We start from the raw sequence: 18,708 nt of genomic DNA on the forward strand, positions 1-18,708 counted from the left end.
ACATATGCGTATCGGAGTACTCACCGGCGGGGGTGACTGTCCAGGGCTGAACGCCGTGATCCGGGCGGTGGTTCGCACGTGCGGCGTGCGCTACGGCTCCTCGGTCGTCGGGTTCCAGGACGGTTGGCGCGGGCTGCTGGAAAACCGGCGTATCCAGCTCGCCAACGACGACCGCAACGACCGGCTGCTGGCCAAGGGCGGCACGATGCTCGGCACAGCCCGGGTGCATCCGGAGAAGTTGCGCGCCGGGCTCGATCAGATCAAGCAGACGCTCGACGACAACGGCATCGATGTCCTGATCCCGATCGGCGGGGAGGGCACGCTGACCGCGGCGCACTGGTTGTCCGAAGAAGAGGTCCCCGTCGTCGGGGTGCCCAAAACCATCGACAACGACATCGACTGCACGGACGTGACTTTCGGTCACGACACCGCGCTGGGTGTCGCCAGTGAGGCCATCGACCGGTTGCACAGCACCGCCGAGTCGCATCAGCGTGTGATGCTGGTGGAGGTCATGGGCAGGCACGCCGGATGGATCGCGCTCAACGCGGGCCTGGCATCCGGGGCGCATATGACCTTGATTCCCGAGCAGCCGTTCGACATCGAGGAAGTGTGCCGGCTGATCAAAGGGCGGTTCGTGCGCGGGGATTCGCATTTCATCTGCGTCGTCGCCGAAGGCGCAAAGCCCGCCGAGGGCACAATGCAGTTGCGCCAAGGCGGAATTGACGAGTTCGGGCACGAGCGGTTCACGGGCGTGGCCCAGCAGCTGGCCGTGGAGGTCGAAAAGCGGATCAACAAGGAAGTGCGGGTGACGGTGCTCGGCCACGTGCAGCGCGGCGGGACGCCGACGCCGTACGACCGCGTGCTCGCGACGCGGTTCGGCGTCAATGCGGCCGACGCCGCACATGCAGGCGAGTTCGGGATGATGGTGTCGCTGCGGGGCCAGGAGATCGGTCGTGTCCCGCTCGCAGACGCCGTGCGCCAGTTGAAGCTGGTGCCGCAGAGCCGCTACGACGACGCCGCCGAGTTCTTCGGCTGATCATTATCCGGCGAGCAGACGGAAAGTGTCCCGTTGCGTCGGTGTGTCGGGGCACTCTGCGTCTGCTCGCGACGCAAATCGCGCCCCCACTAGACTCGGATCATGACCACTACCGCCGCCGAGCTACTCGACTACGACGACGTGGTGGCGCGCTTCGAGCCCGTCATGGGACTGGAAGTGCATGTCGAACTGTCCACCGCGACCAAGATGTTCTGCGGCTGCGCGAACAGGTTCGGGGGCGAGCCCAATACGCAGGTGTGCCCGGTGTGTCTGGGTCTGCCGGGATCCTTGCCCGTGCTCAACCAGTCCGCGGTGGAGTCGGCCATTCGGATCGGCCTCGCGCTCAACTGTGACATCGCACCGTGGGGCCGGTTCGCCAGAAAGAACTACTTTTACCCTGACCAGCCGAAGAACTACCAGATCAGCCAGTACGACGAGCCGATCGCCGTGAATGGTTACCTCGACGTGCCACTGGACGACGGCACGACGTGGCGTGTGGAGATCGAGCGCGCGCACATGGAGGAGGACACCGGAAAGCTCACCCATCTCGGCAGCGACACCGGCCGAATCGAAGGTGCGACCACCTCGCTGCTCGACTACAACCGGGCCGGTGTGCCACTGATCGAGATCGTCACCAGGCCCATCGAGAACACCGGCGACCGGGCACCGGAGATCGCCCGAGCCTACGTCACTGCACTTCGGGATCTGTTGCGTGCGTTGGGAGTCTCGGACGTCCGCATGGATCAGGGTTCGATGCGCTGCGACTCCAACCTGTCCCTCATGCGCAAGGGTGCGACCGAGTTCGGCACGCGCACCGAGACCAAGAACGTCAACTCGCTCAAGAGCGTCGAAGTCGCTGTGCGCTACGAGATGCGGCGCCAGGCAGCGATTCTGGAGGCCGGCGGGACGATCACTCAGGAGACTCGGCACTTCCACGAGGACGGCTACACCACGGCGGGTCGGAGCAAGGAGACCGCGCAGGACTATCGGTATTTCCCTGAGCCCGACCTCGAACCGGTCGCGCCGAGTGTGGAACTCATCGAGCGGCTACGCGGAACCATTCCCGAGCTACCGTGGTTGACCCGCAAGCGGACTCAACAAGACTGGGGCATCTCCGACGAGGTGATGCGCGACCTGGTCAACATCGGAGCCCTGGATTTGATCGCCGCCACTGTCGAACATGGCGTCTCCAGCGATTCGGCCCGGGCATGGTGGGGAAACTTTCTGGTGCAGAAGGCAAATGAGGCCGGTGTCGAGCTCGCCGCCCTGCCGATTACGCCAGCCCAGGTCGCCGCGGTGGTCAAGCTCGTCGACGACGGCAAGTTGTCGAACAAGCTGGCCCGCCAGGTCGTCGAAGGTGTCCTGGCCGGGGAGGGTGAGCCCGAGCAGGTCATGAAAGACCGTGGGCTGGAAGTGGTTCGCGACGACTCGGCGCTGCAGAAGGCTGTCGACGAGGCGCTGGCCGCCAACCCCGACGTCGTCGAGAAGATCCGAGGCGGCAAGGTGCAGGCCGCGGGGGCCATCGTCGGCGCGGTGATGAAGGCGACCAAGGGCCAGGCCGACGCCGCGCGGGTCCGCGAACTCGTACTGGCCGCCTGTAGCTAGCGGCACTGCCCGACGAGCCCGTCCCACGCCGAGATCGCCGCCTCGGCGATCGCCGACAGCTTCGCCCGGTCGGCTCCATCGCGGGCCTGGATCGCCATCCCGTGGTTGACGGTGTTGTAGAACGCGGCGACCGCGGTCGCGTCCACGCCGGTCGGCACATCGCCCTCGGCGATTCCGCGCTCGATCCGCGCCTGGAAGTCGTCTTCGACGGCGTGGCGCCACTTCGCGAGGTACTCGTGCACCGAACGGGTGTTCTCGCTGAACGTCGTCGCGACGAGCACGATCATGCACCCGCGCGGATGGTCGGGGTCGCAGAACACGACCGCGTGGTGCCGCAGCACCGCCGCGATCGCCTCGCGCGCGGTCGGCCGGTCGCGTAGTTCGGCGTATGCCGTGGCGCCCAACGTCTCGTTGTAGTGGGCGATCGTCTCGCGGAACAGCTGCTCTTTGCAGCCGAATGCCGCGTACAGACTCGGTGAGTTGATGCCCATTGCCGCGGTGAGGTCGCTTATCGAAGTGCCCTCGTAGCCGCGTTCCCAGAAGACCTCCATCGCCTTGCGCAGCGCTTCGGCGCGGTCGAAGGTGCGGGGTCTACCGCGAGTCGCCACCGCACCTGCCCTTTCTGTATCGAACGACATGAATTTCATTGACAAGTCTAACCTGGCGCGATAATTATGTAGTGACCGACACAAAAAGGAGACTCGAATGTCAGATCTGACCGGAAAGACGGCCCTGGTAACCGGCGCCAGTCGCGGGATCGGCGCGGCCATCGCGGCACGCCTTGCCGAACTCGGCGCCGACGTCGCCATCACCTACGCCCAGTCCAAGGAGCGCGCAGACGACGTCGTCCAGCGGATCGCGGCACACGGGCGCCGTGGCCTTGCGGTCAGGGCGGACAGCGCGGCTGCCGATGAGGTGGTCAGCGCCGTCGACCAGGTGGGTGGCGAATTCGGCCGGCTCGACATCCTGGTCAACAACGCCGGCATCTTCCCGTACGGGCCCATCGGCGAGGTGCCCGTCACCGAAGTCGACAGGACCCTCAACATTCACGTCCGGGCGGTGTACCTGGCCAGTCAGGCCGCCATCCGGCACATGTCCGGAGGCGGACGAATCATCAGCATCGGAAGCAACCTCGCGGAGCGCGTGCCGTTCCCGGGTGTGACGCTGTACGCGATGAGCAAGGCCGCGCTGCTCGGCTTCACCAGAGGGCTCGCGCGCGACCTCGGCGGTCGCGACATCACCGTCAATCTCGTGCAGCCCGGTTCCACCGACACCGACATGAATCCCGCGCGTGCCGACGGCGCCGACGAGCAGCGCGCGCTCACTGCGCTCGGCCGGTACGCCGACACCGGTGAAATCGCCGACGCCGTGGCATTTCTGGCGGGAAGGGCGGCGTCGAACATCACCGGTTCCGTGCTGACCGTCGACGGTGGCACCAATGCGTGAGCAGACCGCGTGGTTGATCCTCGTCGCCGCCGGTCTGCTCGAAATCGTCTGGGCCACCGCACTCAAGCAGTCCGACGGTTTTTCGCGCTTATGGCCCAGCGTCGTCGGAATCGTCTGCGCCATCGTCAGTTTCGTGCTGCTGACGGTGGCGCTGCGGCAGCTACCCGCCGGGACTGGCTACGCGGTCTGGGTCGGCGTCGGAGCCGTTGGCGTCGCCATCGCGGGCATGATCCTGTTCGGGGAGGCGGTCACCGCGGCGCGGGTGCTGTTCCTGTCCACCATCGTCGTCGGCATCGTGGGCCTGCGCCTCGTGGAGGGGTGAGGCCGCGTCACAACGGATTACGTGTTGTCTGCGTTGCTGCGCGGGAAGCCGCCGCCCTGCGGGAACAGCGGGAAGACGACGTCGTCGAGTCGCTCGGCGTCGCCCTCGGTCTTGTTGATCGTGGCGCCCCAGACGTTGCCGTCCGGCGACAGTTGCAGCGCCCAGGCGTGCCCGTGCTGGTCCTGCCGCAGCACCTCGGGGTCGCCGGTGACCGCGCCGGTGTCCGGGGCGAGGCGAACGGCCACCGTCTGTTTGGTGTTGACGAGATTCACCAGCACAGTGCCGTCGAGCGCCGCGCAGCCCGCCACACCGGGGCGGTCCGGCCAACTCCACACGGTCGCGGTCTTGGAGTCCTTGGTGGTGCGCTGCAGGCGGTCACCGGTCGGGGTGCGATCGGTGATGTAGAGCGAGCCGTCCGAGGGATCGATGCACATCCCGCCGCCGGCGCCCATACCCGACATCGCAGTCGTCGTCGGAGCCGGGTTGACGGTCGTGGGTTGTTCGATGCGCAGCACCTTGCCCGCTAGTGATCCGGGGTTGGCGGCGTCGGCCGGATTGCCCGCGTCGCCGGTCTGCACGAGCAAGGTCGTCGGGCTGGTGAAGATCAGCGCGCCCGCGTTGCCGGTGCCCCCCTTGGGGATGCCGGTGAGAATCGGTTTGGGAATGTCGCCGTCGGCGATCCGGACGACCCGGTTGTCGGTCGGAGTGCTGACATAGGCGTACATCAGCCGATCCTGCGAATACGTCGGCGACAACACGATGTCCATCAGCCCGCCGTCGCCGGAGCCGTCCACCGGCAGCGTCAGCTTGATCTTGGGCTCGGCGCGGACCGACACCTCTTTCACGGCGCCGGTGGTGCGCTCGGCCACGAGCGCCGACTGGCTGTCGGGGAGCATGATCAAACCGCTGGTGCTCTCGAGGCAGCCCTGCATGACGCCGGGTGCCGGGCACTCTTTCGGGAAGGGCGTGGGCGGCAGCGGCGGCGGTGGTGGGGGCGTGGACGACGGCGGCGGCGCGAGTTCGGGCTCCGTGGTGAACGGCTGCGACTGGGTGTCGTCGAATCGCGCGCAGCCCGACCCGACGAGCAACGCCACGCACACCACGGCGAACACACCCCGCAACGGCCGGCGCAGTTCCATGCGAGCCAGGTTACGGATCATTCCGCGGTGGGCGCACGCTCACCTGCTCCACCACCTGTCGGAACACGGCGAAATCGGGTGCCCAAAGCGCCGCGCCAATCCTCGATACACAGGTCACTAGCACTTACGCTGGCAATGTGACCAGTCATCCTCATGACCCACGCGCCTGGCAGCGGCCCGACGACGGGGCTGGCCGGCCCGCGTCGGCGAGCCTGGTCGATCCCGAGGACGACCTTCCGTCCGCGAACTACGGCGGTGATTTCGAAACGACGGCGATCCCGTCCTACGACTCCACCGCAACGCCGCAGAGCGCGCAGGGGTTCGGTCTGCTCAATGACCCCGAACCGCTGCCATATGTGCAGCCCAGCGGTCGTCACGCGATGACCAATTACCCGATTGAACCGACCGAGATCGAGCCCGAGGCGGCGGCCCGCGCCGACCGGCGGGGCACCCAGGACCTCGGTCTGCTGGTGCTGCGCCTGGCCATCGGTGCGATGCTCATCGCCCACGGTCTGCAGAAGGCGTTCGGTCTGTGGGGCGGTCCCGGCCTCAACGGCTTCGAGGAGTCGCTGACCGATATGGGCTTCCGGTACGCCGACATCCTGACCTATGTCGCGACGGGCGGCCAGATCGCAGCCGGCGTGCTGCTGGTGCTCGGATTGTTCACGCCGGTGGCTGCCGCGGGCGCGCTGGCGTACCTGGTGACCGGCGTGCTGGCCGAGGCGATGATGGCTCATGAGGAAGCCAGGCTGTCGGCGTTTCTCACCGATGGCCACGAGTACAAGGTGTTCCTGGTGTGCGCGGTGGCCGCGCTCGTCCTGACCGGCCCCGGCCGCTACGGCTTCGACGCAGGCCGAGGTTGGGCGCGGCGGCCGTTCGTGGGTTCGTTCGTCGCACTGCTGGTCGGGGTCGGCGCCGGCGTCGCGGTCTGGGTGCTCTTCAACGGCGGCAACCCGCTGGCCTAGCCGTACGGGTTGGGCACCCGGCCGCCGCTGGCCTCGGTCAGAAGCGGCAGCGTCGCAAACGTCACCGCCGGAAGTCGCAGTTCGTCCCCACCCTTGCGCTGGGCCCTCGCCCATGAGCCTTTGCTGAATCGCAGACCCTCGATGTCGCCCCAGGCGACGGTCTGCTGGCCCAACAGCGACCGCGCGGTCACGGTGTTCCGGTCGGCCACCGTCCGGTACCGGGCGACCGCCACCGAGAGCAGGACCGGAACGACGAGCAGCACCGCTGCCCATGACGGGCCCGCGAGCACCACGGCAAACAGACCCAGCGCGAAGAAACCGACCGCGAAATGCGCCATCGGCGAGATGCGGATCACGACGGGGGCCGGGACGGAGTCGGAAGGGGCGCTCACGCCGCCATCCTCCCACCGATGACGGCCGACCGGAATTTGACCTGTGACCAGTGCGGAGGCTACCGTCGACGCTTATGCAGAAGCTGGACTTGCTCGTAGTAATTGGGTTGCGCGTTGATGTCGCGCTAGCCCTGGTTCGGGCATAGCCTCCAGCATCAACGCGCAACCCTCGTCCAGCGGCCTCGCTGACGGGGGTTTTTTCTTGCCCGAACACCGATTTGAGATCCTGAACACGACCGAGGACAGATAGAGGACACCGTGAGCGCACCAACCACGCGACCGCTGGAGCAGGCGGCCGCGACCGTGCCCGATGACGGACAAGGCGCACGACAGACCACCAAGCCGATGCCCGCACAGCCCAAACGCACTGCGCCGCAACAGATGACCGGCGCGCAGGCGGTGATCCGGTCGCTAGAAGAGCTCGACGTCGACACGATCTTCGGGATACCGGGCGGTGCGGTGCTGCCGGTCTACGACCCACTGTTCGACAGCCAGAAACTGCGCCACGTGCTGGTCCGCCACGAGCAGGGCGCAGGCCACGCCGCCAGCGGTTACGCCCACGCCACAGGCAGGGTCGGCGTCATGATGGCCACCTCCGGTCCAGGCGCCACCAACCTGGTCACACCGCTGGCCGACGCGCATATGGACTCGATCCCGGTGGTGGCGATCACCGGGCAGGTCGGCCGCGGCCTGATCGGCACCGATGCGTTCCAGGAAGCCGACATCTCCGGCATCACCATGCCGATCACCAAACACAACTTCCTGGTGCGCGACGGAAACGACATCGCGCGGGTGATGGCCGAGGCGTTCCACCTCGCGTCGTCCGGTCGACCGGGGCCGGTGCTGGTCGACATCCCCAAGGACATCCTGCAGGCGCAGTGCACGTTCAGTTGGCCGCCGCAGATCGACCTACCCGGCTATAAACCCAACACCAAGCCGCACAGCCGTCAGATCCGCGAGGCGGCCAAGCTGATCGCCGCGGCCCGCAAGCCGGTGCTCTACGTCGGCGGCGGCGTGATCCGTGGCGAGGCGACCGACGAACTGCTGACCCTGGCCGAGCAGACCGGTATCCCCGTCGTCACCACGCTGATGGCCCGCGGCGCGTTCCCCGACAGCCATCCGCAGAACATGGGCATGCCGGGTATGCACGGCACCGTGGCGGCGGTGGCCGCACTGCAGCGCAGCGATCTGCTGATCGCGCTGGGCACCCGGTTCGACGACCGGGTCACCGGCAAGCTGGACTCGTTTGCGCCGGACGCCAAGGTGATCCACGCCGACATCGATCCGGCCGAGATCGGCAAGAACCGCAACGCCGACGTGCCGATCGTGGGTGACGTCAAGGCCGTGATCACCGATCTGATCGAGGCGTTGCGCCGCGACGGCACGATCGCATCGATCGCGATCGGCAACTGGATGGAGTACCTGCGCGGCGTGCAGGAAACGTATCCGCTGAGCTACGGGCCGCAGAGCGACGGCAGCCTGTCGCCCGAGTACGTCATCGAGACGCTGGGCAAGATGGCGGGTCCCGACGCGGTGTATGTCGCCGGCGTGGGCCAGCACCAGATGTGGGCGGCGCAGTTCATCTCCTACGAGAAGCCCAAGACCTGGCTGAACTCCGGTGGGCTGGGCACCATGGGGTACGCCGTTCCGGCGGCGATGGGCGCCAAGTTCGGCCGTCCTGAGGCCGAGGTGTGGGCCATCGACGGCGACGGGTGCTTCCAGATGACCAACCAGGAGCTGGCGACCTGCGCCGTGGAGGGCGCGCCGATCAAGGTCGCGCTGATCAACAACGGCAACCTCGGCATGGTGCGGCAATGGCAGACGCTGTTCTACGGGGAGCGGTACAGCCAAACCGATCTCGCGACGCACTCGCGCCGCATCCCGGACTTCGTCAAGCTGGCCGAAGCCCTGGGTTGTGTCGGATTGCGTTGTGAGCGTGCCGAAGACGTCGAGGCCGTCATCGCCCAGGCGCGCGAGATCAACGATCGCCCCGTGGTGATCGACTTCATCGTCGGTGCGGACGCCCAGGTGTGGCCGATGGTGGCCGCTGGCACCGGCAACGACGAAATCCAGGCCGCCCGCGGCATCCGCCCGCTGTTCGACGATCCGGAAGAGGGGCACGCCTGATGCCGACCAGCACGCACACGCTGTCGGTGCTCGTCGAGGACAAGCCGGGTGTCCTGGCCCGTGTCGCATCGTTGTTCTCGCGGCGCGGCTTCAACATCCAGTCGCTGGCGGTCGGCGCGACCGAGCAGAAGAACATGTCGCGAATGACCATCGTCGTCAGCGTCGAGGACGCGCCGCTGGAGCAGATCACCAAACAGCTCAACAAGCTGGTCAATGTGATCAAGATCGTCGAGCAGGACGAGGACAACTCGGTCGCGCGCGAGTTGGCGCTGATCAAGGTGCGCACCGATGCAACCACCCGCGGCCAGGTCATCGAGGCGGTGAACCTGTTCCGCGCCAAGGTGGTGGACGTGTCGACGGAGTCCCTGACCATCGAGGCCACCGGCACGCAGGGCAAGATCGAGGCGCTGCTGCGCGTGCTCGAGCCCTACGGAATCAGGGAACTCGTGCAGTCCGGAGTGGTGTCGCTGTCGCGCGGTCCGCGTGGCATCGGCACGGTCAAATAGAGCCGAATCAAGAAGAGAGAGAAGAGAAGCACTGTGGCAGTTGAGATGTTCTACGACGACGACGCGGACCTGGCGATCATTCAGGGGCGCAAAGTCGGCGTCATCGGCTACGGCAGCCAGGGTCACGCGCACTCGCTGAGCCTGCGCGACTCCGGTGTGCAGGTGAAGGTGGGCCTCAAGGAGGGCTCGAAGTCCCGCGAGAAGGTCACCGAGCAGGGACTCGACGTGGACACGCCCGCAGAGGTCGCCAAGTGGGCCGACGTCATCATGGTGCTGGCACCCGACACCGCCCAGGCCGACATCTTCAAAAACGACATCGAGCCGAACTTGAACGACGGCGACGCGCTGTTCTTCGGTCATGGCCTCAACATCCACTTCGATCTGATCAAGCCGCCCGCCAACGTCACCATCGGCATGGTGGCCCCGAAGGGCCCGGGCCACCTGGTGCGCCGTCAGTTCGTCGACGGCAAGGGCGTGCCGTGTCTGGTTGCGGTCGAACAGGATCCGACCGGTGAGGGCGAAGCGCTCGTGCTGTCCTACGCCAAGGGCATCGGCGGCACCCGCGCGGGCGTCATCAAGACCACGTTCAAGGATGAGACCGAAACCGACCTGTTCGGCGAGCAGGCCGTACTGTGCGGCGGCACCGAAGAACTCGTCAAGACGGGATTCGACGTGATGGTCGAGGCCGGCTACGCGCCGGAGCTGGCGTACTTCGAGGTGCTGCACGAGCTCAAGCTGATCGTGGACCTGATGTACGAGGGCGGCATCGCGCGGATGAATTATTCGGTGTCCGACACCGCGGAGTTCGGCGGGTATCTGTCCGGCCCGCGGGTCATCGACGCCGACACGAAGAAGCGGATGCAGCAGATTCTGACCGAGATCCAGGACGGCAGCTTCGTCAAGAAGCTCGTCGCCAACGTCGAGGGCGGCAACAAGGAACTCGAGCGGCTGCGCAAGGAGAACGCCGAGCACCCGATCGAGGTCACCGGCAAGAAGCTGCGCGACCTGATGAGCTGGGTCGACCGCCCGCTGACCGACACCGCCTAGCGATTTCGGCGCGCTGACAGTCGCTCAGCGAACGTTGGCGCGCCGAAATCGCACGCTACGGCGAGAGCGTCGGCATCTTCTTGATGCCGAATTCGCGACGCAACACCGAACGGGCGGCGTAGTAACCGGACATTCCGTGTACTCCGCCGCCCGGCGGCGTCGCCGACGAGCACAGGTACACCTTTGGGATCGGCGTACTCCACGGGTCGAGGCGCGGCGTCGGACCGGCCAGGGCATGCATCAGCGTGTTACCGCCGACGCCGATGTCGCCGCCGACCAGGTTGGCGTTGTGGTCGGCGAGTCGCGCGGCGGGCACCGACCGCGCCGCGACCACGATGTCGCGGAATCCGGGTGCGAAGCGCTCGAATATCGCTGTGATTCTCTCGGTCTGGTCGACCGTCGAGCCCGACGGCACATGGGCATACGTCCACAGCGGGCGGCGACCCTGCGCGTCGACGCGGCCCGGGTCGGCCAGGTGGGGGAGAGCGGCCAGCACCATCGGCCAGTCCGGATGTCTGCCTGCGGCCGCCTCACGTTCGGCGTGCGCCATATGTTCGCGGGTGCCGCCCATGTGCAGCGTCGGTGCGGCGCCCAACCGCGAATCGGTCCACGGGATCTCGTCGGACAACACGAAATCGACCTTCGCCACACCGGGGCCGAAGCGGTAGCGTCGCAACGCTTTTGCGTATCGCTGAGGCACCGCGTCTTGGTAGATGGACAGTAGCGAGGTGGGCGCGGTGTCGAAAAGCGCGACGCCGCTGGTCGGGTCGGTGACCTCCTCGCCCGATGTGATGACGCCGCCGTGTGCGCGCAGGTCGTCGATCAGCGCGTCGGAGATGGCCTGGCTGCCGCCGACGGGAATGGGCCAGCCGACCGTGTGGGCCAGTGTGGCCAGCATCGTTCCGCCGCCGGCCGACACCAACGAGGGCATCTGCGAAATCACATGGGCGGCAACGCCGGTGAACAACGCACGCGCGTCAGCGCCCTTCAGCGCTCGCCACGCCGGGGTGCCTTGCTCGAGCAGTCGTAATCCGACCTGGACCGCGGCGACAGGATCCGTGGGCACCGAGCGCTTGTCTCCGAGAAGGATCTCCAAAACGGAGTCGTCGCGTTCGAGCAGCGGGCCGAAGAACCGTCGCCACGAATCGCCCTCGGTCAGTTCGGCGCAGGTGCGCTCGAGGTCGTGGTAACCGATCGCGGCGGGTCCCGCGGGCATGGGGTTGCCATAGGACACCTCGGGCACCGTCAGCGTGACGCCGCGCGCGGGCAGGTCGAACTCGGTCAGGAACGGCGAGGCCAACGCCAGCGGGTGCACCGCGGAGCAGACGTCGTGCGACACCCCGTCGAATTCAGGGTCCGGCAGCGTTCGCGCGCCACCACCGAGCGTCGGTTGCGCCTCCACGACATGCACGGAAAGTCCGGCTCGTGCGCAGATGACCGCGGCCGCCAATCCGTTGGGTCCGCTGCCGACGACAGTGACGTCCACGCTCGCGTTTCTCCCGCCCACCACCCCGTCATTACAGCCCATTAGGCTGACCGCGTGAATCTGCCCGTTGTATTGATCGCCGACAAACTGGCTGAATCGACCGTCGCCGCACTCGGCGACCAGGTAGAGGTCCGCTGGGTCGATGGCCCCGACCGCGAAAAGCTGCTGGCTGCGGTGCCCGAGGCCGACGCGCTGCTGGTTCGCTCCGCGACCACGGTCGACGCCGAGGTGCTCACCGCCGGAACCAAGCTGAAGATCGTCGCCCGCGCCGGTGTGGGTCTCGACAACGTCGATGTCGACGCCGCCACGGCGCGCGGGGTGCTGGTGGTCAACGCGCCCACGTCGAACATCCACAGCGCCGCCGAGCATGCGTTGGCGCTGCTGCTGGCCGCCGCGCGCGAGATCCCGGCGGCCGACGCGTCGCTGCGCGAGCGCACCTGGAAGCGGTCGTCGTTCTCCGGCACCGAGATCTTCGGCAAGACCGTCGGGGTCGTCGGTCTGGGCCGCATCGGCCAACTGGTCGCCGCCCGGATCGCCGCCTTCGGCACTCACGTCGTGGCCTATGACCCGTATGTGTCGGCCGCGCGCGCCGCGCAACTCGGTATCGAGCTGTTGACGCTCGACGAGCTGCTCGGGCGTGCCGACTTCATCTCGGTACACCTGCCGAAGACCCCAGAGACGGCAGGCTTGATCGGCAAGGAGGCGTTGGCGAAGACGAAGCCGGGCGTGATCATCGTCAACGCCGCGCGCGGCGGACTCATCGACGAGGACGCGCTGGCCGAGGCCGTGCGCTCCGGACACGTGCGGGCCGCAGGCATCGACGTCTTCGGCAAAGAACCCACCACCGAGAGCCCGCTGTTCGATCTGCCGCAGGTGGTCGTCACGCCGCATCTGGGTGCGTCGACGGCCGAGGCACAGGACCGCGCGGGCACCGACGTCGCCGCGAGCGTCAAGCTCGCGCTGGCAGGCGAATTCGTGCCGGACGCGGTCAACGTGGGCGGCGGCGTGGTCGGCGAAGAAGTCGCGCCGTGGCTGGATCTGGTCCGCAAGCTCGGACTACTGGTCGGCGCGCTGTGCAGCGAGCTGCCGGTTTCGCTGTCGGTTCAGGTCCGCGGCGAGTTGGCTGCCGAAGACGTAGAGGTGCTTCGGCTTTCGGCGCTGCGCGGGTTGTTCAGTGCGGTCATCGAGGACCCTGTCACGTTCGTCAACGCTCCGGCACTTGCTGCGGAGCGCGGCGTCGAGGCCGACATCAGCACCGCGACCGAGAGCCCGAACCACCGCAGCGTCGTCGACGTCCGGGCCGTGTACGCCGACGGGACGACCCTCAACGTGGCCGGCACCCTTTCGGGCCCTCAGCTGGTCGAGAAGATCGTCCAGATCAACAGCCGCAACTTCGATTTGCGCGCCGAGGGCGTCTATCTGATCGCCAGCTACATCGACCAGCCGGGCACGCTGGGCAAGATCGGCACGCTGCTCGGCGGCGCGAACATCAACATCCACGCCGCTCAGCTCAGCGAGGACGCCGAAGGTCCCGGCGCGACGATCCTGCTGCGCATCGACCGCGACGTGCCGCCCGAGGTGCGGGCCGCGATCGCCGAGGCGGTCGACGCGACACTGCTGGAAGTGGTGGATCTGGCATGAGACTGGCGATCATTGCCGGCGACGGCATAGGTCCCGAGGTCGTCGGCGAGGCCGTCAGAGTCCTCGATGCGGTACATCCCGGTGTCGAGAAGACGTCCTACGATCTGGGCGCCAAGCGTTTCCACGCCACCGGCGAGGTGCTGCCCGATTCCGTGCTCGACGAACTGCGCACCCACGACGCGATCCTGCTCGGCGCGATCGGCGACCCGTCGGTGCCCAGCGGCGTGCTGGAACGCGGTCTGCTGCTGCGCATCCGGTTCGAGCTGGACCACCACATCAACTTGCGACCCGGCCGGCTGTATCCGGGTGTCAGCAGTCCGCTCGCCGGTGACCCCGAGATCGACTTCGTCGTCGTCCGCGAGGGAACGGAGGGCCCCTACACGGGCACCGGCGGTGCGATTCGAGTGGGCACACCCAACGAGATCGCCACCGAAGTCAGTGTGAACACCGCCTTCGGCGTGCGCCGCGTCGTGCGCGACGCGTTCACGCGAGCCCAGCAGCGGCGCAAACATCTGACGTTGGTCCACAAGAACAATGTGCTGACCTATGCCGGTGCGCTCTGGTGGCGCACGGTCCAGGAGCTGGCGACGGAGTTCCCGGACGTCGAGGTTGCCTACCAGCATGTCGATGCTGCCACGATCCACCTGGTCACCGACCCGGGCAGGTTCGACGTCATCGTCACCGACAACCTGTTCGGCGACATCGTCACCGATTTGGCCGCTGCCGTCTGCGGGGGGATCGGCCTCGCGGCGAGCGGCAATATCGATGCCACACGCACCAATCCGTCGATGTTCGAACCCGTGCACGGCAGCGCGCCGGACATCGCGGGCCAGGGCATCGCCGACCCCACCGCGGCGATCATGTCGGTGGCACTGCTGCTGTCGCATGTCGGCGAGGACGGCGCCGCGGCCCGCGTCGACAAAGCGGTCGAACAGCATCTGGCGACGCGCGGGAACGACACGCTGTCCACCACGGAGATCGGCGATCGGATCCTCGCCGGCCTGTAGCTCGGCCTACCGGTCAGCGTCGTCGACGGGCACCAGCGGAATCGCGATGAGCGGCAACACCGCAGCGACGGCGAAGGCGCAGGCGTAGCCGGTCACGCCGATGAGACCGCCGAAGAGCGGAGCGGACAGGGCCGACGCCAGATGCTGGCTGGTGTTCTGCGTGCCCAGTGCGCGCCCGCTCCAGAACGGCCCCGCGATCTCGGCGATCGAGGTGAACGCCAATCCGTTGTCCGACACCGTGATCACCGAGGCGATCACCATCAACGCGACACTGAGCGGGGAGCTGAGCCAATCGGTCAGTGCCAGCAGGCCCATGGACAACGCGGCGCCGAGGGCGATGGTGCGGATCGGCCGCAGCCGCGACCCGACAACGTCGGACCACCGGCCCGCAGCGATGCGACCACCAGCACCGAGCACCTGTGCCGCAGTGACTATCGCGCCTGCCGACGCGGCCGACCATCCGCGGTCGGTCATCAGCCACACCAACGCGAACGTCCACAACACCGCCTGGGGCACCACCAACAGCACCGAAACACCGTGGATGCGCCACAGCACATTCGAGCCTCGATACGGATTGGCCAACATCTGTTCGCCGGCTTCGGCGCGCGGCGGTCGCGGTGGGTCGAGCACGCCGACGGCGCAGATCACCGCGGCGGCCGCGCACAGGATCGCGGGGAACAACAGCGCCGCGGCGATGCCCTGGTTCTCCGCGACGCGCGGAATCACCAACGCGCCCAGTCCCACTCCAAGCGGCGTGGCGGTCTGCCGGATCCCCATCACCAGTCCGCGTTGATCAGGCGGAAACCAACCGACCACCAGGCGGCCGCTCGCGGAGTTGCTACTGGCTGCCGCCACCCCGCCGAGGAACAGGAAGGCGCCGATCGCGAACAGCGAATCGGACGCGGCAGCGGCGAAGGCTGCCGCGGCGATGAGCGTCGATCCGAGGGACAACACGATGCGCTCGCCGATCCGGTCCACCACGTAGCCCCACGGGATCAACGCGATCACCAGACCGAAACCGGCCATCGACGACAGCAGGCCGGCTTCGGCGAGGTCCAGGCCGCGGTCGGTGTGCAGGACGGGAATGAGAAACGCCGCGCCGTTGATGAAAACCTGCGCGCATGTCGTCGCCGTCAACGCGATCACCAGCATCGACCAGCGCCGCGCAATGCCGATCGATTCGACGGACATCGCGTCATCGTCGCATAGGTGTCTCAGGATGCTGAACTGATGTTTCACATGCTGAGAGCTACGACGGCGGGGAGCGGCCGTTCGAGCGAGATCGACGGCCACTAGGCTGAACTCATGCGCCTAGGCCGAATCGCCAGTCCCGACGGGGTCGCCTTCGTCAGCATCGAGGGTCCGATCGAGGACCCGCAGCAGACCGTCGCCCGCGAAATCGCAGAGCATCCGTTCGGCACACCCAACTTCACCGGTCGGCAGTGGCCGTTGCAGGACGTCCGACTGCTGGCGCCCATCCTGGCCAGCAAGGTGGTCTGCATCGGCAAGAACTACGCCGCCCACATCGAGGAGATGGGCGGGGGCGACTTCCCCGATCCGATCATCTTCATGAAACCCAACACCGCGATCGTCGGACCGAACGTGCCGATCCAACTGCCCGCCGACGCCAATCCCGTGCATTTCGAAGGTGAATTGGCCGCGGTCATCGGCCGTCCCTGCAAGGACGTCCCGGCGTCGCGCGCCGCGGAGAACATTCTGGGCTACACCATCGGAAACGATGTGTCGGCGCGGGACCAGCAGAAGAAGGACGGCCAGTGGACACGCGCCAAGGGCCATGACACGTTCTGTCCGATCGGACCGTGGATCGTCACCGATCTCGACCCCGCCGACCTCGAACTGCGCACCGAGGTCAACGGACATCTCAAACAGAACAGCCGGACGTCGCTGATGGTGCACGACATCGGTGAGGTCATCGAGTGGATCTCACGGGTGATGACGCTGCTGCCCGGCGACGTGATCATGACCGGGACGCCGGAAGGTGTCGGCCCAATCGAAGACGGGGACACAGTCAGTATCACCGTCGAGGGAATCGGCACATTGACTAATCCCGTTGTGCGCAAAGGAAAGTCGTGACGACCGCTGACACCGTTCGAGTACGGTTCTGTCCGTCGCCGACTGGCACACCGCACGTCGGGCTGATCAGGACCGCTCTCTTCAACTGGGCCTACGCCCGCCATACCGGCGGCACGTTCGTGTTCCGGCTGGAGGACACCGACGCCGAGCGCGACAGCGAGGAGAGCTATCTCGCTCTGCTCGACGCACTGAACTGGCTGGGACTCACCTACGACGAGGGGCCCGATATCGGCGGCCCATATGCGCCGTACCGGCAGTCACTGCGTGGCGGGATCTACCGCGATGTGTTGGCGCGGCTGCTGGAGGCGGGGGAGGTGTACGAGGCGTTCTCGACGGCAGGGGAAGTGGAGGCGCGCCATATCGAGGCGGGCCGCAATCCGAAGCTGGGCTACGACAATTTCGACCGCGACCTGACCGACGCGCAGCGCGAAGCGTTCCTCTCCGAGGGCCGCAGGCCCGTGTTGCGACTGAGGATGCCCGATGAGGACATCACGTGGACCGACCTGGTGCGCGGCGAGACGACGTTCGCGGCGGGGTCGGTGCCGGACTTCGCGCTGACGCGCGCGAGCGGAGATCCCCTCTACACGTTGGTCAATCCGGTCGACGACGCGTTGATGAAGATCACTCACGTGCTGCGCGGCGAGGACCTGCTGCCCTCGACCCCACGCCAGATCGCCCTGTATCGCGCCTTGATGCGCATCGGGGTGGCCGAGCGAGAACCGGAGTTCGCGCACCTGCCAAGCGTTCTGGGCGACGGCAACAAGAAGCTGTCCAAGCGCGATCCGCAGTCGAACCTGTTCCTCCACCGCGAACGCGGATTCATCCCCGAGGGGCTGCTGAACTATCTGGCCTTGCTCGGCTGGGGGATCGCCGACGATCGCGATGTGTTCGATCTCGAGGAGATGGTCGCGGCGTTCGACGTCATTGACGTCAACTCGAACCCCGCACGGTTCGACCAGAAGAAGGCCGACGCCCTCAACGCCGAACACATCCGGCTGCTCAGCGAGGACGAGTTCACCCGACGACTGCGCACGTACTTCGACGCCCATGGTCATGACACCGGGCTCGACGACGCGCAGTTCGCCGAGGCCGCGCGGCTGGTGCAGACCCGCATCGTCGTTCTGGGCGATGCATGGGATCTGCTGAAGTTTCTCAACGAGAGCGATTTCGTGCTCGACGAGAAGTCCGTCGCCAAGGAGCTCAAGGCCGAGGCGGCACCGGTTCTCGACGCCTCGGTCGCCGCGCTGGAGGAGGTCGGCGAGTGGTCCACCGACAACATCGAGACGGCGCTGAAGGTGTCGCTGTTGGAGAACATGGCGCTCAAGCCGCGCAAGGCCTTCGGGCCACTGCGGGTCGCCGCCACCGGCGCGTCGATCAGTCCGCCGCTGTTCGAATCGCTGGAGTTGTTGGGCCGCGACCGCAGCCTGCGCCGGCTCCGTGCGGGCCTCGAGATCGCCACGACGGTGGCGACGGAGGCGTGAAAAGGCACCCGCGAATCTTTGGTAGTCTGCACGTCGGCCCGACAGAACACCCAGCGGGGGCGCCCGCGGTGTCTCAGGGCCGCGCACAGGCCTGTGACCAGCGGTTACGGGCAGCCAGTGGGGTATGGTGTAATTGGCAACACAGCGGTTTCTGGTACCGCCATTCTAGGTTCGAGTCCTGGTACCCCAGCCAATCCCGGTGATTAGGTCGGCCTTCGGCGCTGAGCTATGCTGTCTCTCCGGACAATGTTCCTAGCCCCCGTCGTCTAGCGGCCTAGGACGCCGCCCTCTCACGGCGGTAGCGTGGGTTCGAATCCCATCGGGGGTACACATCTTGTCGAAACTGTCCCCGGCTCCGCGTGGTCCCACACAGGTCGCGATCTGGGAAGCGACGGCGATCTCAGCGCAGTCTCG

17 protein-coding genes and 2 tRNA genes are annotated in these 18,708 nt (G+C 67.0%); 14 read left to right on the plus strand and 5 right to left on the minus strand.

Annotated elements, in window-relative coordinates:
- The first annotated feature begins 4 nt into the window (after positions 1-4).
- Together N4S67_RS12240 and gatB are read left to right on the plus strand one after the other, a co-directional pair.
- On the plus strand, positions 5-1,036 hold the full coding sequence (locus N4S67_RS12240; RefSeq protein WP_260993257.1) for an ATP-dependent 6-phosphofructokinase: 1,032 nt from the start codon (positions 5-7) through the stop codon (positions 1,034-1,036).
- Positions 1,037-1,138: 102 nt separating this feature from the next.
- Positions 1,139-2,641 (plus strand): Asp-tRNA(Asn)/Glu-tRNA(Gln) amidotransferase subunit GatB, encoded by a 1,503-nt coding sequence (gene gatB / locus N4S67_RS12245; RefSeq protein WP_260993258.1) that lies wholly within the window; start codon positions 1,139-1,141, stop codon positions 2,639-2,641.
- On the opposite strand, the gene N4S67_RS12250 is transcribed toward gatB, so the two are convergent.
- Positions 2,638-3,279: a TetR/AcrR family transcriptional regulator gene (locus N4S67_RS12250; protein ID WP_260993259.1), complete on the minus strand. Its 642-nt coding sequence runs from the start codon at positions 3,277-3,279 to the stop codon at positions 2,638-2,640. The genes gatB and N4S67_RS12250 overlap by 4 nt on opposite strands.
- Before the next feature lie 67 nt (positions 3,280-3,346).
- Between N4S67_RS12250 and N4S67_RS12255 the strand changes: the two genes are divergently transcribed.
- The gene (locus tag N4S67_RS12255; protein ID WP_260993260.1) at positions 3,347-4,087 is read left to right on the plus strand and encodes an SDR family NAD(P)-dependent oxidoreductase; all 741 of its coding nucleotides are present in this window, start codon (positions 3,347-3,349) and stop codon (positions 4,085-4,087) included.
- A complete protein-coding gene (locus tag N4S67_RS12260; protein ID WP_260993261.1) occupies positions 4,080-4,409 on the plus strand; it encodes a DMT family transporter in 330 nt (109 codons plus the stop codon). Before N4S67_RS12255 ends, N4S67_RS12260 begins: the two co-directional genes overlap by 8 nt.
- A 17-nt stretch (positions 4,410-4,426) precedes the next feature.
- On the opposite strand, the gene N4S67_RS12265 is transcribed toward N4S67_RS12260, so the two are convergent.
- Positions 4,427-5,548: a PQQ-dependent sugar dehydrogenase gene (locus tag N4S67_RS12265; RefSeq protein ID WP_260993262.1), complete on the minus strand. Its 1,122-nt coding sequence runs from the start codon at positions 5,546-5,548 to the stop codon at positions 4,427-4,429.
- Positions 5,549-5,685: 137 nt separating this feature from the next.
- Here N4S67_RS12265 and N4S67_RS12270 point away from each other — a divergent pair, with 137 nt between their 5' ends.
- On the plus strand, positions 5,686-6,513 hold the full coding sequence (locus N4S67_RS12270; protein ID WP_260993263.1) for a DoxX family protein: 828 nt from the start codon (positions 5,686-5,688) through the stop codon (positions 6,511-6,513).
- Here N4S67_RS12270 and N4S67_RS12275 read toward each other — a convergent pair.
- The gene (locus N4S67_RS12275) at positions 6,510-6,851 is read right to left on the minus strand and encodes a PH domain-containing protein (RefSeq protein ID WP_260994011.1); all 342 of its coding nucleotides are present in this window, start codon (positions 6,849-6,851) and stop codon (positions 6,510-6,512) included. The genes N4S67_RS12270 and N4S67_RS12275 overlap by 4 nt on opposite strands.
- Positions 6,852-7,163: 312 nt before the next feature.
- Here N4S67_RS12275 and N4S67_RS12280 point away from each other — a divergent pair, with 312 nt between their 5' ends.
- Genes N4S67_RS12280 through ilvC form a run of 3 tightly spaced genes read left to right on the plus strand, consistent with a single transcriptional unit; the run spans position 7,164 to position 10,585 of the window.
- Positions 7,164-9,032, plus strand: a complete 1,869-nt coding sequence (locus tag N4S67_RS12280; RefSeq protein WP_390893341.1) for an acetolactate synthase large subunit — start codon at positions 7,164-7,166, stop codon at positions 9,030-9,032.
- Positions 9,032-9,538, plus strand: a complete 507-nt coding sequence (gene ilvN / locus N4S67_RS12285) for an acetolactate synthase small subunit (protein WP_260993264.1) — start codon at positions 9,032-9,034, stop codon at positions 9,536-9,538. The genes N4S67_RS12280 and ilvN overlap by 1 nt, the downstream gene beginning before the upstream one ends.
- 45 nt (positions 9,539-9,583) lie before the next feature.
- On the plus strand, positions 9,584-10,585 hold the full coding sequence (gene ilvC / locus N4S67_RS12290) for a ketol-acid reductoisomerase (RefSeq protein WP_260994013.1): 1,002 nt from the start codon (positions 9,584-9,586) through the stop codon (positions 10,583-10,585).
- 55 nt (positions 10,586-10,640) lie between these two features.
- Here the strand turns inward: ilvC and N4S67_RS12295 are convergent, their stop codons facing one another.
- On the minus strand, positions 10,641-12,071 hold the full coding sequence (locus tag N4S67_RS12295; RefSeq protein ID WP_260993265.1) for a phytoene desaturase family protein: 1,431 nt from the start codon (positions 12,069-12,071) through the stop codon (positions 10,641-10,643).
- A gap of 54 nt (positions 12,072-12,125) precedes the next feature.
- Between N4S67_RS12295 and serA the strand changes: the two genes are divergently transcribed.
- Entirely contained in the window at positions 12,126-13,712 is a 1,587-nt protein-coding gene (gene serA, locus N4S67_RS12300; RefSeq protein WP_260993266.1) for a phosphoglycerate dehydrogenase, read from the plus strand.
- Positions 13,709-14,719, plus strand: coding sequence for a 3-isopropylmalate dehydrogenase (locus N4S67_RS12305; RefSeq protein ID WP_260993267.1), 1,011 nt, complete (start codon positions 13,709-13,711; stop codon positions 14,717-14,719). The genes serA and N4S67_RS12305 overlap by 4 nt, the downstream gene beginning before the upstream one ends.
- Positions 14,720-14,725: 6 nt before the next feature.
- Here N4S67_RS12305 and N4S67_RS12310 read toward each other — a convergent pair whose 3' ends face one another.
- Positions 14,726-15,910 carry an MFS transporter gene (locus tag N4S67_RS12310; protein WP_260993268.1) on the minus strand — a complete coding sequence of 395 codons (1,185 nt, stop codon included), beginning with the start codon at positions 15,908-15,910 and terminating at the stop codon, positions 14,726-14,728.
- 114 nt (positions 15,911-16,024) lie between these two features.
- On the opposite strand from N4S67_RS12310, the gene N4S67_RS12315 reads away from it, so the two are divergent.
- The 4 genes from N4S67_RS12315 to N4S67_RS12330 all read left to right on the plus strand — a co-directional run bounded on the left by N4S67_RS12315 (position 16,025) and on the right by N4S67_RS12330 (position 18,622).
- Positions 16,025-16,813, plus strand: coding sequence for a fumarylacetoacetate hydrolase family protein (locus N4S67_RS12315; RefSeq protein ID WP_260993269.1), 789 nt, complete (start codon positions 16,025-16,027; stop codon positions 16,811-16,813).
- A complete protein-coding gene (gltX, locus tag N4S67_RS12320; protein ID WP_260993270.1) occupies positions 16,810-18,294 on the plus strand; it encodes a glutamate--tRNA ligase in 1,485 nt (494 codons plus the stop codon). The genes N4S67_RS12315 and gltX overlap by 4 nt, the downstream gene beginning before the upstream one ends.
- 118 nt (positions 18,295-18,412) lie before the next feature.
- Positions 18,413-18,487: transfer RNA gene (locus tag N4S67_RS12325), tRNA-Gln, on the plus strand.
- 62 nt (positions 18,488-18,549) lie between these two features.
- A tRNA-Glu gene (locus N4S67_RS12330) sits at positions 18,550-18,622 on the plus strand.
- Positions 18,623-18,708: the final 86 nt, after the last annotated feature.

The organism is Mycobacterium deserti, from assembly GCF_025345615.1.
Lineage (GTDB): Bacteria > Actinomycetota > Actinomycetes > Mycobacteriales > Mycobacteriaceae > Mycobacterium > Mycobacterium deserti.

Coding starts and splice junctions, on each gene's coding strand:
- N4S67_RS12255 (WP_260993260.1), top strand. CDS start 3,347: ATGTCAGATCTGACCGGAAAGACGGCCCTGGTAACCGGCGCCAGTCGC.
- N4S67_RS12275 (WP_260994011.1), bottom strand. CDS start 6,851: ATGGCGCATTTCGCGGTCGGTTTCTTCGCGCTGGGTCTGTTTGCCGTG.
- gatB (WP_260993258.1), top strand. CDS start 1,139: ATGACCACTACCGCCGCCGAGCTACTCGACTACGACGACGTGGTGGCG.
- N4S67_RS12310 (WP_260993268.1), bottom strand. CDS start 15,910: ATGTCCGTCGAATCGATCGGCATTGCGCGGCGCTGGTCGATGCTGGTG.
- N4S67_RS12305 (WP_260993267.1), top strand. CDS start 13,709: ATGAGACTGGCGATCATTGCCGGCGACGGCATAGGTCCCGAGGTCGTC.
- N4S67_RS12315 (WP_260993269.1), top strand. CDS start 16,025: ATGCGCCTAGGCCGAATCGCCAGTCCCGACGGGGTCGCCTTCGTCAGC.
- ilvN (WP_260993264.1), top strand. CDS start 9,032: ATGCCGACCAGCACGCACACGCTGTCGGTGCTCGTCGAGGACAAGCCG.
- N4S67_RS12260 (WP_260993261.1), top strand. CDS start 4,080: ATGCGTGAGCAGACCGCGTGGTTGATCCTCGTCGCCGCCGGTCTGCTC.
- N4S67_RS12250 (WP_260993259.1), bottom strand. CDS start 3,279: ATGTCGTTCGATACAGAAAGGGCAGGTGCGGTGGCGACTCGCGGTAGA.
- N4S67_RS12240 (WP_260993257.1), top strand. CDS start 5: ATGCGTATCGGAGTACTCACCGGCGGGGGTGACTGTCCAGGGCTGAAC.
- N4S67_RS12265 (WP_260993262.1), bottom strand. CDS start 5,548: ATGGAACTGCGCCGGCCGTTGCGGGGTGTGTTCGCCGTGGTGTGCGTG.
- ilvC (WP_260994013.1), top strand. CDS start 9,584: ATGTTCTACGACGACGACGCGGACCTGGCGATCATTCAGGGGCGCAAA.